At 43.0% G+C, this 16,020-nt stretch carries 9 protein-coding genes, 1 tRNA gene and 2 rRNA genes; 9 read left to right on the top strand and 3 right to left on the bottom strand.

From position 1 onward, the window contains the following. Positions 1–46: 46 nt before the first annotated feature. From tilS to ftsH, 3 genes are all read left to right on the top strand, one after another. The gene (tilS, locus tag IGI58_RS05125) at positions 47–1,429 is read left to right on the top strand and encodes a tRNA lysidine(34) synthetase TilS (protein ID WP_429954275.1); all 1,383 of its coding nucleotides are present in this window, start codon (positions 47–49) and stop codon (positions 1,427–1,429) included. Between the two features lie 61 nt (positions 1,430–1,490). Further along, a complete protein-coding gene (gene hpt / locus IGI58_RS05120; RefSeq protein WP_087642042.1) occupies positions 1,491–2,036 on the top strand; it encodes a hypoxanthine phosphoribosyltransferase in 546 nt (181 codons plus the stop codon). A gap of 103 nt (positions 2,037–2,139) precedes the next feature. Next, positions 2,140–4,299 carry an ATP-dependent zinc metalloprotease FtsH gene (gene ftsH, locus IGI58_RS05115; RefSeq protein WP_225534734.1) on the top strand — a complete coding sequence of 720 codons (2,160 nt, stop codon included), beginning with the start codon at positions 2,140–2,142 and terminating at the stop codon, positions 4,297–4,299. Between the two features lie 144 nt (positions 4,300–4,443). On the opposite strand, the gene IGI58_RS05110 is transcribed toward ftsH, so the two are convergent. The 3 genes from IGI58_RS05110 to IGI58_RS05100 form a co-directional block, all read right to left on the bottom strand. Beyond that, complete coding sequence (locus IGI58_RS05110) at positions 4,444–5,775, bottom strand: IS1182 family transposase (RefSeq protein WP_429952958.1); 1,332 nt, start codon at positions 5,773–5,775, stop codon at positions 4,444–4,446. 150 nt (positions 5,776–5,925) lie between these two features. Continuing rightward, positions 5,926–6,501, bottom strand: a complete 576-nt coding sequence (locus IGI58_RS05105; RefSeq protein ID WP_429954276.1) for a hypothetical protein — start codon at positions 6,499–6,501, stop codon at positions 5,926–5,928. Next, positions 6,485–6,832 carry a PadR family transcriptional regulator gene (locus IGI58_RS05100; RefSeq protein WP_087642079.1) on the bottom strand — a complete coding sequence of 116 codons (348 nt, stop codon included), beginning with the start codon at positions 6,830–6,832 and terminating at the stop codon, positions 6,485–6,487. The genes IGI58_RS05105 and IGI58_RS05100 overlap by 17 nt, the downstream gene beginning before the upstream one ends. Before the next feature lie 193 nt (positions 6,833–7,025). On the opposite strand from IGI58_RS05100, the gene hslO reads away from it, so the two are divergent. From hslO to IGI58_RS05070, 6 genes are all read left to right on the top strand, one after another. Continuing rightward, positions 7,026–7,922 carry an Hsp33 family molecular chaperone HslO gene (hslO, locus tag IGI58_RS05095; protein WP_225534736.1) on the top strand — a complete coding sequence of 299 codons (897 nt, stop codon included), beginning with the start codon at positions 7,026–7,028 and terminating at the stop codon, positions 7,920–7,922. Positions 7,923–7,934: 12 nt separating this feature from the next. Further along, on the top strand, positions 7,935–8,939 hold the full coding sequence (dusB, locus tag IGI58_RS05090) for a tRNA dihydrouridine synthase DusB (protein WP_429954277.1): 1,005 nt from the start codon (positions 7,935–7,937) through the stop codon (positions 8,937–8,939). 94 nt (positions 8,940–9,033) lie between these two features. Beyond that, positions 9,034–10,530, top strand: coding sequence for a lysine--tRNA ligase (gene lysS, locus IGI58_RS05085; protein WP_225534738.1), 1,497 nt, complete (start codon positions 9,034–9,036; stop codon positions 10,528–10,530). A gap of 596 nt (positions 10,531–11,126) precedes the next feature. Further along, positions 11,127–12,686, top strand: a 16S ribosomal RNA gene (locus tag IGI58_RS05080). 82 nt (positions 12,687–12,768) lie between these two features. Beyond that, positions 12,769–12,841: transfer RNA gene (locus IGI58_RS05075), tRNA-Ala, on the top strand. A 181-nt stretch (positions 12,842–13,022) separates the two neighbouring features. Continuing rightward, positions 13,023–15,934, top strand: a 23S ribosomal RNA gene (locus tag IGI58_RS05070). The 16S and 23S rRNA genes sit together here with 1 tRNA gene alongside, the layout of an rRNA operon. The last annotated feature ends 86 nt before the right edge of the window (positions 15,935–16,020 follow it).

Genomic DNA, 16,020 nt, shown 5'->3' with positions numbered 1-16,020 from the left:
TTTTCTGTTTTAGCTAACTTTAGTGAGAGAAACTGGGAGTGAGTGAATGTTTCAGGAATTTTACCGCTATTGCAAAAAGAATCGATATTGGCGACCGGGGGAACGAATTCTTCTAGCTGTCTCTGGAGGAGTTGATTCCATGGTACTAATGCATTTGATGCAGCGATCAGCTGAAAAAGATGGCTTTCATCTAGCAATAGCGCATGTGAATCATCAGTTACGATCGGAATCAGCTAAAGAGTCAGACTATCTGCAGCAATATTGCCAAACGCAAGGACTGCCTTACTATAGTAAGAAGTGGGAAGCTGTTGATAAATCCCGAAATACGGAAGCACGAGCTCGACAATTCCGTTATGCCTTTTTTACAGAGCTTATGAAAAAAAACGATTATTCAAAACTATTTACAGCGCACCACAAAGACGATCAGGCTGAAACGATCGTGATGAAGCTGACCCGAGGTAGTGCGTTGGCAAATTTAGTAGGCATTCGTTTTCAGCAAACGTTTGGAGAAGGGCAATTGATCCGTCCGTTGCTACTATTTTCGAAAGAACAAATAGAGCGATTTGCTGAACAGAAAAAAATTACCTATTTTGAAGATAGCACGAATCTGAGTGATGAGTATGTGCGTAATCGGATGAGACACAGTGTTATCCCACTATTGAAAAAAGAAAACCAACAGTTTTTACAACGTATGAGTGACTTTAGTACACAAATCAGCTATGCGGATGAATTGATCCAATCAGTGATTTTGCCTAAGTATCAAAGCTGGGTGTCAGAAACACAAGAAGGCTGGCAAATTCAATTGCAAGAGCTAAAACAGGAAGAAAAAAGCGTTCAATTTTTTTTCATCCAACAATTCCTTCAGCAAACTTTGGTATCCCAAAAAATCAAAGTCAGCCAGAAACAAGTGCAACAGCTTTTAGCACTGGTAAATGATTCAAAGCCTCAGATGACGGCCGACTTAGAGCAGGATTGGCAAATGATCAAGGAGTATGATATTGCTTATTTGAGAAAAAAAACATTGCCTTTAGAAAAAGAAGTATTTTCTTTAAACATAGGCGAGCAATTGTTTCTTTCTGAGAATGAATGGATATGCTTAGAACAAATTGGAGCCGATGCTGAACAACCTGAAAAAATTAGAAACTGGCAGGAACTTTCCTTGACGATCAGCAGTGAGGTCCTCTTACCGCTATCTATTCGGCACAGGAAAGAAGGGGATCGAATCGCATTGACACCCAAATTAACGAAACGAGTCAAACGGCTATTTATCGATCAAAAAATCCCTAATTCTATTAGGGAAAAAACGTGGCTGATTCTCTCGAGTACAGGAGAGATCATCTGGATGCCTAAATTTGCAAATTCGCATTTGAGTATTCCTAAAGAAACTGATAAAATACTCTACAGACTCCTTTATAAAACAAAGGAGTAAAAATCAATAAATACGAACGATGAAATAAGGGATAATAACCTACAAGGAAAAGGAGAGCACTATGCTAGAGAAAGATATTAAGCAAGTTTTGATTTCACAAGAACAAATCCTTGAAAAATCAGCTGAACTTGGAAAACAGCTGACAGAAGATTACAAAGGCAAGAATCCTTTAGTGATCGGTATTTTAAAAGGTGCCATTCCTTTTATGGCTGATATTACACGCTGCATCGATACACATTTGGAAATGGATTTTATGGACGTGTCAAGCTACGGTAATGCAACGGTATCATCCGGTGAAGTGAAAATCGTCAAAGATCTGGACACAAATGTTGAAGGTCGGGATATCCTGATCGTTGAAGATATCATCGATAGTGGCCGAACATTAGCTTATTTAGTAGATCTATTTAAATATAGAAAAGCAGCTTCTGTAAAAATCGTTACATTATTAGATAAACCAGAAGGCCGTGTTGTAGATATCGTAGCAGATTACGTTGGCTTTGATGTACCGAATGAATTCGTTGTCGGTTATGGTTTAGACTATGCAGAAGCTTATCGGAACCTACCTTATGTAGGGGTCTTGAAACCAGAAATCTACGAATCAAATTAATATCTCTCTTGGAAATAGTTATGTTACAATGTAATGGTCAGAATTGATAAAAAATAAACCGTAAACACAAGAATTACGAGCAGTTGTTCAAAGGAGGACAGGCATGAATAAAAAAAATAGCGGCATGAAAAATGGCCTATACTATGTATTGCTTATTTTAGCGATGGTCATGGTTGTATATTTCATCTTTGGAAATAGCAATCAACAGTCGCCGGATATTGAATACTCAACCTTTAATACCCAATTAGAAAAAGGGAAAATCAAGGAAATGACGATCCAGCCAACAAATGGCGTGTACAAGATCGTTGGTCAGTATAAAGACAAACAAGAAATCAAAAATACTGGTGGTCTTTCGTTATGGGGATCGACAGAGGTTTCAACAAAATCATTTACAACGATTGTCCTGCCAAGTGACATCACCTTATCAGGGATTCAAGAAATGGCGAAAGACAATAATGTAAAATTAACAGTAAAAGAACAGTCAACAAGCGGTGCTTGGTTGTCGATCCTATTTAGCTTCTTACCGATCGTGTTATTCATCTTCTTATTCTATATGATGATGGGTCAACAAGGCGGCGGTGGCGGTGGCGGCGGCCGTGTCATGAACTTTGGTAAATCAAAAGCCAAAGAAGCAGACAAAAAAGCGAACCGTGTGCGTTTCTCTGACGTAGCCGGAGCCGAAGAAGAAAAACAAGAATTAGTTGAAGTAGTCGAGTTCTTAAAAGATCCAAGACGCTTCGTTGAATTAGGAGCACGTATCCCAGCGGGTGTTCTTTTAGAGGGACCTCCAGGAACAGGTAAAACATTACTTGCTAAAGCCGTAGCAGGTGAAGCTGGCGTACCATTTTACTCAATCTCTGGTTCAGACTTCGTCGAAATGTTTGTCGGTGTCGGTGCGAGCCGTGTTCGTGACTTGTTTGAAACAGCGAAGAAAAATGCGCCAGCGATCATCTTTATCGATGAGATCGATGCCGTTGGTCGTCAACGTGGTGCTGGTATGGGCGGCGGACACGATGAACGTGAACAAACCTTGAATCAGTTGCTAGTTGAAATGGATGGTTTTGATGGGAATGAAGGCGTGATCGTCATTGCTGCAACGAACCGTTCAGATGTCTTAGACCCGGCGTTATTACGTCCAGGTCGTTTTGACCGTCAAATTTTAGTTGGTCGTCCAGATGTGAAAGGCCGTGAAGCGATCCTTAAAGTTCATGCTCGTAACAAACCGTTGGCTGATGATGTTGACTTAAAAGTTGTTGCACAACAAACACCAGGCTTTGCTGGTGCTGATCTAGAAAATGTCTTAAACGAAGCCGCTTTGGTTGCAGCTCGTCGTAATAAAAAGAAAATCGATGCGTCCGATGTGGATGAAGCAGAAGACCGCGTGATTGCCGGACCAGCGAAGAAAGATCGCGTGATCAACAAGAAAGAACGTGAAATGGTTGCATATCATGAAGCGGGACATACGATCGTTGGTTTAGTTCTAAGCCGTGCCCGTATCGTTCACAAAGTAACGATCATCCCGCGCGGACGTGCTGGCGGATATATGATCGCTTTACCAAAAGAAGATCAATTCTTGATGACTAAAGAAGATATGTTTGAACAAATCGTTGGCTTACTTGGCGGACGTACAGCAGAAGAAATCATCTTCGGTGTTCAATCAACTGGTGCATCAAATGACTTTGAACAAGCAACAGGAATTGCGCGCAGTATGGTCACTGAATATGGGATGAGCGACAAATTAGGTCCTGTTCAATATGAAGGAAACCATCAAGTCTTTGTTGGCCGTGATTATGGTCAAACTAAAGCTTACTCTGAACAAGTAGCATTTGAAATCGATCAAGAAGTACGCCGTATCTTGATGGAAGCTCATGATAAAGCGCATGAAATCATCGAAGCACATCGTGCTCAACACAAACTGATCGCAGAAAAATTACTTGAATTTGAAACATTAGATGCGCGCAGCATCAAGTCATTGTTTGAAGACGGTGTTATGCCTCAAGATGTTATCGATAGCCAATTCCCAAGTGAAAAGGCCCAAACATTTGAAGAAGCAAAACGTGCGTTAGAAGAAAAAGACGCACAAAAACAAGCTGAAGAAAAACAAGACTTTGAAGATGCGAAAAAAGAATTGCACGACGAAGCAGAAGAAGTAAAAACGAACAGTGAAAAAACAGAAGAAACTGTCCAGTCTGAAACAAAAGATGAAGACAAAAAAGATGATTCTGAATATGATCGCAATAACTTTGAAGATCGTTACAAATAAACAATAAAAAGCGGTGTAGTACGAATACTACACCGCTCAGACTGTAGACAAATACGTTTAGGTTTCTAGAAATAGAAATTCTGAACGTATTTTTTATTTATTTCTGAAAAAAGAGCAAAAAAAGAAAGGTTCTCGCCCTTTTCTTTAGCCCCATAGGGCTAACTTTTTCAAATTCATGGCAGCAAAAATCAGCCGCGTATGGACAGCGACTTTTTCTAAGGTTCGATACTTTGTCCAGCGCATTCCGTGTTTTTCTTTGGCATCCGCAAAAACTCGCTCAATTGTTTCTTTTCGTTTGCCATAAGTTTCTCGATTAAACGCGGTATGTCGAAGATGTTCCGCTTCTTCTAAGCCCTTTTTCCAAACATGACGTGTGATGACCTTTTGGTGGCTTTCACTCCGTGTGCATTGCGTTAATTGAGGACAGTTTTGGCAAATATAACTTTTGGATTTATACTCACGATATCCTTCTCGAGTAATGGTGGAAAAAGACAATACTCTATTTTCTGGGCATAAGTAACAGTCGTAGTATTCATCATAAACAAATTGTTTTTTAGGGAGTAGCGTTCGATCGCCACGAGGTCTTGTATAAGGGAGAACAGGGCGAAGATTTCTCCGTCGGAGAAATTCTACAAAAGTAGCTGTTTTATACCCAGCATCTGCCGCAACAGCACGTACTTTGGGAAATTTGTGACAAACGGTTTTCACTAAATTCGGAGCCACTTGACTGTCATGAAGGTTTCCGGGGGTAACAATAACATCTAGAATAAAGCCGTGTTCATCACAAGCTGTATGAGCAGAATAAGCAAATTGTTTCTCTCGTTCCCCTTTTACATAATAACCACTTTCAGGATCAACTTTACTTATTTTCCGTTCTTTCAACTCACTTTCTGTTGGGAAAATAAAAGGACGCTTTCCTGCCTTGATGCGTTCCTCGTTAATTTCTTTCTCTAATTCTGATTGATAGGCCTTAGCTTCAATATGGGTCATTTCTCTAGTAAAATGGTGCTTGTTTGCATTGGCTTTGATATGAGTAGAATCCATATAGAGAACATCTTCCGTAACCATCCGAGCTTTGACAGCTTGTTCCAGTATGTAGGCAAAGATATCTTCAAAGAGTGTGGTCTCTCGAAAGCGGCGAACATAGTTTTTTCCAAAGGTAGAGAAATGTGGAATGGTTTCATTGAAATCGTAGCCTAAAAACCAACGATAAGCGACATTCGTGTCTATTTCTTTTATGGTTTGACGCATGGAACGGATACCAAAGAGATATTGAATGAAGACGATTTTGACTAAAACCACAGGATCAATACTTGGTCGACCTAAGGTCGAATAAGTTGATTCAACAATTGGATAAATGAAGGTAAAATCGATTGCTTTATCTACTTTTCGAATCAAGTGATCTGTTGGGACAAGTTCTTCCAAGGAAATCATCATGTACTGATCTCTGCCATTCATTGGGTGTTTTGTCATCATTTTTCCCACTCTCCTTTAAAACGTTTTCATACGTTAAGTATAAAAGAAAAAACTGTAGACGTCATCCCTTTTTTAGGACTTTGTCTACAGTCTGAGCGGTGTAGTACGAATACTACACCGCTTTTTATTGTTTATTTGTAACGATCAAGTCTATATTTTGGATTTTGGGGTCAAAATAGCATTAGCGATCAAACCGAATCCAGTTCCGATCAAGACACCAGCTAAGATGCCAATCAATGTGTAGATCCAGCCTGTATGCATAAATTCCGTTACGCCTCCGCTAGCTAAGAAGCCGACCAATGCTCCGATCGTTAAACCCAATACAGCAAAGCCTCCATAAAATAACCCAATTATTTCATGATCGGCAGGATCGATCGCTGCGTAATATTGAGCAAAACGTTCCTGAAGTTCATCGGATTGATCTGTTTGACTTGAAAAACGAAGAGCATCACTGGCTTTTTCAAATGCTTCCTCTTCGCTCATTCCATTAGCGATCAAATCGCTGATATAGTCATTCATATATAGGATCATATCATCTTGCATTTCACGGCTTTTATCAGAGGTATTTTTGAATCTAGATATTTTTGTACCAATTTTTTCACGGCCTTTGCCAGCTTTGCGACGTAATTTTTCCATATAAGTCATTTCAGCATCGTCCAAATAAAGTGTTGATTGCTCTTTAGCAAATTGTTTGATTTTTTGTTGTGTCTCATGATTGATGGTCATGTTGGTTGCTCCTTCCGTTTTTCAAGGTTGTCACTCGATCTGATAAAAATTGCCATCGTTCCCAAAAATCAGCGAGTTCTTGTTTTCCATTATCATTTAGCGTATAAAATTTTCTAGGAGGTCCCAGCTCAGATGGCTTTTTTGTTACAGTAACCATTTTATTGCGTTCGAGTCTCAAAAGTATTGTATAGACCGTTCCTTCTGTCATTCCGGCAAATCCCATGGCTGTCAATCTTCGAACGATTTCGTATCCATAGACTTCATTTTCGCTCATGATTTGAAGCATCATGCCCTCTAAAATACCTTTTAGCATCTCACTTAACTTATCCATTTGATCACTTCCGTTCATGCATACTCTTCTAGGTACAATGTATTACTAAGTACAGGTACATAATAACGCAAGGTACCTGAAACTGTCAATCATTAAGCAGCCTGTCAAAATTCTTTAGTTGAAAAAATAGTGAAATCCTAGTATTATCTGATAATGAGTCAGATAAAGTCTCAAGTGAGAAGAGGTAAATAAAATGGAAGATTACTTAGTAAAAGCATTATGTTATGAAGGATCGATTCGCGCTTATGCTGTTTGCGCAACAAATACAATTTCAGAAGCACAAGAACGTCATGATACATGGAGCTCATCCACTGCGGCATTAGGCAGAACGATGGTTGGGGCACTCTTATTAGGTGCAACGTTAAAAGGTGACGATAAGTTGACGGTCAAAGTTCAAGGGAATGGTCCGGCAGGAAGCATTGTTGTTGATAGTGACGGCAGTGGAAATACCAAAGGCTATATCAAGAACCCGCATGTCAGCTTAACACTTAATGAAAGCGGAAAAATCGATGTTCGCGGAGCAGTGGGGACAGAAGGTGTCTTTACTGTGATCAAAGATTTAGGCTTGAAAGAAACTTTCTCAGGTCAAACACCGATCGTTTCTGGCGAAATCGGCGAAGACTTTACTTATTTTATGGCTGTTTCAGAACAAATTCCCTCAGCCATCGGTCTAAGTGTTTTAGTTGATACGGATGAACACGTTAGAGCTGCTGGTGGCTTTATGATTCAGGTGATGCCGGGAGCAGATGAAAAAACAATCGATTTTATTGAACAACGTCTGCAGGAAGTGCCGATGATTTCTCGTTTGATCGATGAAGGTGAATCTCCAGAAGGGATTTTAGAACGTCTATTAGGGAAAGACGAGATCGAAATTTTAGAAAAAATGCCCGTTCAATTCAAATGTAACTGCTCAAAAGAAAAGTTTGGAACAGCAATTATTGCTGTAGGGCTTGATGAAATCAATGCTATGATCGAAGAAGATCATGGAGCAGAAGCAGTTTGTCAGTTCTGCGGGAATAAGTACCATTATAGTGAAGAAGACTTGATTGCGTTGAGGGATGAAGCAATCAAAAATACTCGAAATAAATAGGGGGAAAGCTTGATGTGGAAAATAGGCGATATTGAGATACCCAATCGAGTTGTTGTTGCACCAATGGCAGGCATCAGCAATGCAGCTTTTCGTGTAACTGTGAAAGAATTTGGTGCTGGATTAGTTGTTTGTGAAATGATCAGTGATAAAGGAATCCAGCACAGAAATAAAAAGACATTAGAGATGCTTTATATCGATGAGCGAGAATACCCATTGAGTGTTCAGATTTTCGGCGGCAATAAAGAAAATCTTGTTGAAGCAGCAAAATTTGTTGAGGAAAATACGAAAGCTGCGATCATCGATATCAATATGGGCTGTCCAGTCAACAAAGTCATCAAAGCTGAAGCAGGTGCAAAATGGCTGTTAGATCCAAATAAAGTTTATGAAATGGTTGAAGCCGTTTCTTCAGCAGTTTCTGTGCCTGTAACAGTTAAAATGCGGACCGGCTGGGATGATGAGCACTTATTTGCTGTAGAGAATGCACTAGCTGCTGAAAAAGCAGGGGCTTCTGCTATCGCAATGCATGGACGAACTCGCGTACAAATGTACGAAGGGAAAGCCAACTGGGAAGTGCTGAAAGAAGTGAAACGTCATCTAACGATTCCTTTTATGGGCAATGGTGATGTTAAAACCCCGGAAGATGCAAAACGAATGATCGAATATGTGGGTGCTGATGGTGTGATGATCGGCAGAGCAGCTTTAGGCAATCCTTGGATGATCCAACGTACGAAAGAATATCTTGAAACAGGTGTATTGATACCTGAGCCAAGTCCCTTTGAAAAAATCGAAACAGCGAAACTTCATTTAACACGTTTGGTAGACCTAAAAGGGGAAAGTATTGCCACAAGAGAATTTCGTCAGCACGCTGCCTACTATTTAAAAGGAATCCCTCGTGCAGCGAAAGTAAAAGCTGCGATCAATCAAGCGGAGACACAGCAGGATATGATCGATTTGTTAGATGCATTTGTAGAAAAAGCAGAAAAATATGCAGAAAAAGAGACAATGGAAACAATCTAATAAAAAAAGCAGGCAGAATCCAAAGTTCAGCTTGCTTTTTTTTGTTTTAGTGTGGCATTATAATGGTATGTGATTTCAGAATGGAGGAAATAAAGTGGCAGATGAACAACAAGCGCACTTAGACGATCTAAATGATCAAATGCTTGTGCGTCGTGAAAAAATGGAAAACTTACGTGAAGAAGGGATCGATCCCTTTGGTAAACGTTTTGACCGTACACATAATTCAAGTGAGTTACATGAACAATATGACCAAAACTCAAAAGAAGAATTAAATGAACTGGACTTATCAGCAAGTGTTGCTGGTCGTATGATGACAAAGCGTGGAAAAGGTAAGGCTGGATTTGCTCACTTACAAGACCGCGAAGGCCAAATCCAAATCTACGTGCGTAAAGACCAAGTAGGGGATGAAGCGTATGAGCTATTCAAGCACGCTGACCTTGGAGATTTCTTTGGTGTCACTGGACAAATCATGAAAACTGATACGGGAGAAGTGACTGTTAAGGCGAAAACGATCGTCCTACTAACTAAAGCATTACGCCCATTACCTGATAAATATCATGGCTTGACGAATATCGAACAACGTTACCGTCAACGTTACCTTGATTTGATCAGTAACAAAGATAGTTTTGATCGTTTCATGAAGCGTAGTCAAATCATTAGTGAAATTCGTCGCTACTTAGACAGCAATGGCTATGTAGAAGTGGAAACGCCTGTTTTACACAATGATGCCGGTGGAGCAACTGCAAGACCGTTTATCACTCATCATAATGCTTTGGATATGGATCTATATTTACGAATTGCTCTGGAATTACATTTAAAACGTCTGATCGTAGGTGGTATGGAAAAAGTCTATGAAATCGGCCGTGTTTTCCGTAATGAAGGAATCGATACAACGCATAATCCTGAGTTTACAATGTTAGAGGCTTATACAGCATATACAGATTATAAAGATGTAATGGATCTAACAGAAGGGATCATTCGTAATGCCGCTGAAAAAGTATTAGGTACATCGACTATTACCTATGATGGGAAACAAGTAGATTTAGGTTCTGAATTCAAACGTGTTCATATGGTTGATGCCATTAAGGAACAGACAGGTGTAGACTTCTGGCAAGAAATGTCAGTTGAACAAGCACGTGATTTGGCTAAAAAGCATAACGTAGAAATCAATGATAATATGGCAGTAGGGCACATTTTAAATGAATTCTTCGAAACATTTGTGGAAGAAACGCTGCAACAGCCAACATTTGTTTATGGACATCCAGTTGAAGTTTCTCCATTAGCGAAGAAAAATCCAGAAGATGGACGATTCACTGACCGCTTTGAATTATTTATAGTAGGAAAAGAATTCGCAAATGCGTTCACTGAGTTGAATGATCCGATCGATCAGCGTGAACGTTTCGAAGGACAAGAGAAAGAACGTGAGCAAGGAAACGATGAAGCTCATGGTGTAGACGAAGACTTTATTGAAGCGTTAGAGTATGGATTACCGCCGACCGGTGGTTTAGGCATTGGAATCGATCGTTTAGTAATGCTTTTAACAGATGCGCAATCGATTCGTGATGTATTACTATTCCCAACAATGAGATAAATACAGTTTAACTGTCTATCATAGTCGATAGACAGTTTTATTATTTGTAAAGAAACAGGCTGGAAAACAGTCAAAATCCATTTTCAAGAGGTTAGAAAACGAACGATAAAGAACAAAAGGAATAAAACAATCGGTAACGAAAAAAACTTCAAAAAAAATGCAATTTTTGATTGACCTGCGCGCCGAAACTTGGTATATTATTACATGTCGCAAGGCGAGCAACAAAATCGCTGAAACGACTGAAATAGAATAACAAATCAAGTTTTGAAAAAACTTGAAAAATCAGGAAGAAAGTTGTTGACAAATAACAAACAACCTGATAAACTAATGAAGTTGTCGCTGGAACAAACGACAACGCCAAGCAGAAAAAACTTTGAAACTTTTTTTTAAAAGTGTTGACATCAAATCGAAGATTTGTTATGATATAAAAGTTGCTGCGAGGTAACAACGTAGACCTTTGAAAACTGAACAAAGTAAGACAAACCAAATGTGTAGGTTGTTTTCACAACGGTGAAAACAAACAACAATTTTTAACAAGCGAAGCAATATGCTAGCAAACAAATGAGCTTAACGATCGTAAGATCGTGTTCAACTTTTATTATGAGAGTTTGATCCTGGCTCAGGACGAACGCTGGCGGCGTGCCTAATACATGCAAGTCGAACGCTTCTTTTCTACCGAGTGCTTGCACTCACTTGAAAAGAGGAGTGGCGGACGGGTGAGTAACACGTGGGTAACCTGCCCATCAGAGGGGGATAACACTTGGAAACAGGTGCTAATACCGCATAACAGTCGACACCGCATGGTGTTGATTTGAAAGACGCTTTCGGGTGTCACTGATGGATGGACCCGCGGTGCATTAGCTAGTTGGTGAGGTAACGGCTCACCAAGGCCATGATGCATAGCCGACCTGAGAGGGTGATCGGCCACACTGGGACTGAGACACGGCCCAGACTCCTACGGGAGGCAGCAGTAGGGAATCTTCGGCAATGGACGAAAGTCTGACCGAGCAACGCCGCGTGAGTGAAGAAGGTTTTCGGATCGTAAAACTCTGTTGTTAGAGAAGAACAAGTAGGAGAGTAACTGCTCTTACCTTGACGGTATCTAACCAGAAAGCCACGGCTAACTACGTGCCAGCAGCCGCGGTAATACGTAGGTGGCAAGCGTTGTCCGGATTTATTGGGCGTAAAGCGAGCGCAGGCGGTTTCTTAAGTCTGATGTGAAAGCCCCCGGCTCAACCGGGGAGGGTCATTGGAAACTGGGAGACTTGAGTGCAGAAGAGGAGAGTGGAATTCCATGTGTAGCGGTGAAATGCGTAGATATATGGAGGAACACCAGTGGCGAAGGCGACTCTCTGGTCTGTAACTGACGCTGAGGCTCGAAAGCGTGGGGAGCAAACAGGATTAGATACCCTGGTAGTCCACGCCGTAAACGATGAGTGCTAAGTGTTGGAGGGTTTCCGCCCTTCAGTGCTGCAGCAAACGCATTAAGCACTCCGCCTGGGGAGTACGACCGCAAGGTTGAAACTCAAAGGAATTGACGGGGGCCCGCACAAGCGGTGGAGCATGTGGTTTAATTCGAAGCAACGCGAAGAACCTTACCAGGTCTTGACATCCTTTGACCACTCTAGAGATAGAGCTTTCCCTTCGGGGACAAAGTGACAGGTGGTGCATGGTTGTCGTCAGCTCGTGTCGTGAGATGTTGGGTTAAGTCCCGCAACGAGCGCAACCCTTATTGTTAGTTGCCATCATTCAGTTGGGCACTCTAGCGAGACTGCCGGTGACAAACCGGAGGAAGGTGGGGATGACGTCAAATCATCATGCCCCTTATGACCTGGGCTACACACGTGCTACAATGGGAAGTACAACGAGTCGCTAGGCCGCGAGGTCATGCAAATCTCTTAAAGCTTCTCTCAGTTCGGATTGTAGGCTGCAACTCGCCTACATGAAGCCGGAATCGCTAGTAATCGCGGATCAGCACGCCGCGGTGAATACGTTCCCGGGCCTTGTACACACCGCCCGTCACACCACGAAAGTTTGTAACACCCGAAGTCGGTGAGGTAACCTTTTGGAGCCAGCCGCCTAAGGTGGGATAGATGATTGGGGTGAAGTCGTAACAAGGTAGCCGTATCGGAAGGTGCGGCTGGATCACCTCCTTTCTAAGGAATATTACGGAACTACACGGTTCGTCAACATTTTGTTCAGTTTTGAGAGGTCTACTCTCAATTGTATAGCTTTAATGGGGCCTTAGCTCAGCTGGGAGAGCGCCTGCTTTGCACGCAGGAGGTCAGCGGTTCGATCCCGCTAGGCTCCATTAGTAACCAATGGTTACTAGATTGTTCATTGAAAACTGGATATTGAAGTAAAAAAAGTAATCAAAACAAACCGAGAACACCGCGTTGAAGAGTTAATTAATTAATTGTTCGAAGCTTATTTTATTGACCAACCTTCTATCGCTAGAAGAAGTAGTCAAGACCCAACCGCAAGGTTGACAAGGTTAAGTGAATAAGGGCGCACGGTGGATGCCTTGGCATTAGGAGCCGATGAAGGACGGGACTAACACCGATATGCTTTGGGGAGCTGTAAGTGAGCTATGATCCAGAGATTTCCGAATGGGGGAACCCAGCATCTTTTATAGGATGTTACTTTCCAGTGAATACATAGCTGGTTAGAGGTAGACGCAGAGAACTGAAACATCTAAGTACCTGCAGGAAGAGAAAGAAAATTCGATTCCCTGAGTAGCGGCGAGCGAAACGGGAAGAGCCCAAACCAACAAGCTTGCTTGTTGGGGTTGTAGGACTCCGATATGGTAGTCTGTCAGGATAGTCGAAGGACTTGGAAAGGTCCGCCAAAGTGGGTAATAGCCCCGTAGACGAAATTGTGACAGCACCTAGGAGGATCCTGAGTACGGCGGAACACGAGAAATTCCGTCGGAATCCGCGGGGACCATCCCGTAAGGCTAAATACTCCCTAATGACCGATAGTGAACCAGTACCGTGAGGGAAAGGTGAAAAGCACCCCGGAAGGGGAGTGAAATAGATCCTGAAACCGTGTGCCTACAACAAGTTCGAGCCCGTTAATGGGTGAGAGCGTGCCTTTTGTAGAATGAACCGGCGAGTTACGATTGCATGCGAGGTTAAGGTGAAGAGCCGGAGCCGCAGCGAAAGCGAGTCTGAATAGGGCGAATGAGTATGTAGTCGTAGACCCGAAACCATGTGATCTACCCATGGCCAGGTTGAAGGTGTGGTAAAACGCACTGGAGGACCGAACCCACGTACGTTGAAAAGTGCGGGGATGAGCTGTGGGTAGCGGAGAAATTCCAAACGAACTTGGAGATAGCTGGTTCTCTCCGAAATAGCTTTAGGGCTAGCGTCGAAGTTGAGAATGATGGAGGTAGAGCACTGTTTGGACTAGGGGCCCATCTCGGGTTACCGAATTCAGATAAACTCCGAATGCCATTCATTCATATTCGGCAGTCAGACTGCGAGTGATAAGATCCGTAGTCGAAAGGGAAACAGCCCAGACCACCAGCTAAGGTCCCAAAATAACTATTAAGTGGAAAAGGATGTGGGGTTGCACAGACAACTAGGATGTTGGCTTAGAAGCAGCCACCATTTAAAGAGTGCGTAATAGCTCACTAGTCGAGTGACCCTGCGCCGAAAATGTACCGGGGCTAAATAGTTTACCGAAGCTGTGGATCACACCTCTGGTGTGATGGTAGGAGAGCGTTCTAAGGGCGTTGAAGGTCGATCGTGAGGACGGCTGGAGCGTTTAGAAGTGAGAATGCCGGTATGAGTAGCGAAAGACGGGTGAGAATCCCGTCCACCGTATGACTAAGGTTTCCTGGGGAAGGCTCGTCCGCCCAGGGTTAGTCGGGACCTAAGCCGAGGCCGATAGGCGTAGGCGATGGACAACAGGTTGATATTCCTGTACCAGTTGTTTTTGTTTGAACAATGGAGGGACGCAGGAGGCTAAGGAATGCATGCGACTGGAAGTGCATGTCCAAGCAGTAAGTCTTGAGTAGAGTCAAATGCTTTACTCTATACGGACAAGCTGTGATGGGGAGGGAAATAATAGTACCGAAGTTCCTGATGTCACACTGTCAAGAAAAGCTTCTAGTGAGAAAACAACTGCCCGTACCGTAAACCGACACAGGTAGTCGAGGAGAGTATCCTAAGGTGAGCGAGCGAACTCTCGTTAAGGAACTCGGCAAAATGACCCCGTAACTTCGGGAGAAGGGGTGCTGACTTCGGTCAGCCGCAGTGAATAGGCCCAAGCGACTGTTTATCAAAAACACAGGTCTCTGCAAAATCGAAAGATGAAGTATAGGGGCTGACGCCTGCCCGGTGCTGGAAGGTTAAGAGGATGGGTTAGCTTCGGCGAAGCTCAGAATTGAAGCCCCAGTAAACGGCGGCCGTAACTATAACGGTCCTAAGGTAGCGAAATTCCTTGTCGGGTAAGTTCCGACCCGCACGAAAGGCGTAACGATTTGGGCACTGTCTCAACGAGAGACTCGGTGAAATTTTAGTACCTGTGAAGATGCAGGTTACCCGCGACAGGACGGAAAGACCCCATGGAGCTTTACTGTAGCTTGATATTGAGTGTTTGTACCACATGTACAGGATAGGTAGGAGCCGATGAAACCGGAACGCTAGTTTCGGTGGAGGCGCTGGTGGGATACTACCCTTGTGTTATGAACCCTCTAACCCGCAGCCCTAATCGGGCTGGGAGACAGTGTCAGGTGGGCAGTTTGACTGGGGCGGTCGCCTCCTAAAAGGTAACGGAGGCGCCCAAAGGTTCCCTCAGAATGGTTGGAAATCATTCGCAGAGTGTAAAGGCAGAAGGGAGCTTGACTGCGAGACTTACAAGTCGAGCAGGGACGAAAGTCGGGCTTAGTGATCCGGTGGTTCCGCATGGAAGGGCCATCGCTCAACGGATAAAAGCTACCCTGGGGATAACAGGCTTATCTCCCCCAAGAGTCCACATCGACGGGGAGGTTTGGCACCTCGATGTCGGCTCGTCGCATCCTGGGGCTGTAGTCGGTCCCAAGGGTTGGGCTGTTCGCCCATTAAAGCGGCACGCGAGCTGGGTTCAGAACGTCGTGAGACAGTTCGGTCCCTATCCGTCGCGGGCGTTGGAAATTTGAGAGGAGCTGTCCTTAGTACGAGAGGACCGGGATGGACTTACCGCTGGTGTACCAGTTGTTCTGCCAAGGGCATTGCTGGGTAGCTATGTAGGGAAGGGATAAACGCTGAAAGCATCTAAGTGTGAAGCCCACCTCAAGATGAGATTTCCCATTTCTTTAAGAAAGTAAGACCCCTCAGAGATGATGAGGTAGATAGGTTGGAAGTGGAAGTGCAGTGATGTACGGAGCGGACCAATACTAATCGGTCGAGGACTTAACCAAAAGAAATAAAATGAATGATCTTGGTAAGCATTGATTACAAGCTTCAATCCAGTTTTGAGTGAATCATCACTCAATTGAATACAACA

Source organism: Enterococcus sp. AZ020 (assembly GCF_050499205.1).
GTDB classification, from domain to species: domain Bacteria; phylum Bacillota; class Bacilli; order Lactobacillales; family Enterococcaceae; genus Enterococcus_L; species Enterococcus_L dunnyi.
This window is presented reverse-complemented; position numbering and strand designations above follow the sequence as displayed.

Excerpts from the sequence above, each read along its gene's own strand:
- tilS (WP_429954275.1), top strand. The coding sequence starts at position 47 with ATGTTTCAGGAATTTTACCGCTATTGCAAAAAGAATCGATATTGGCGA.
- hpt (WP_087642042.1), top strand. The coding sequence starts at position 1,491 with ATGCTAGAGAAAGATATTAAGCAAGTTTTGATTTCACAAGAACAAATC.
- ftsH (WP_225534734.1), top strand. The coding sequence starts at position 2,140 with ATGAATAAAAAAAATAGCGGCATGAAAAATGGCCTATACTATGTATTG.
- IGI58_RS05110 (WP_429952958.1), bottom strand. The coding sequence starts at position 5,775 with ATGATGACAAAACACCCAATGAATGGCAGAGATCAGTACATGATGATT.
- IGI58_RS05105 (WP_429954276.1), bottom strand. The coding sequence starts at position 6,501 with ATGACCATCAATCATGAGACACAACAAAAAATCAAACAATTTGCTAAA.
- IGI58_RS05100 (WP_087642079.1), bottom strand. The coding sequence starts at position 6,832 with ATGGATAAGTTAAGTGAGATGCTAAAAGGTATTTTAGAGGGCATGATG.
- hslO (WP_225534736.1), top strand. The coding sequence starts at position 7,026 with ATGGAAGATTACTTAGTAAAAGCATTATGTTATGAAGGATCGATTCGC.
- dusB (WP_429954277.1), top strand. The coding sequence starts at position 7,935 with ATGTGGAAAATAGGCGATATTGAGATACCCAATCGAGTTGTTGTTGCA.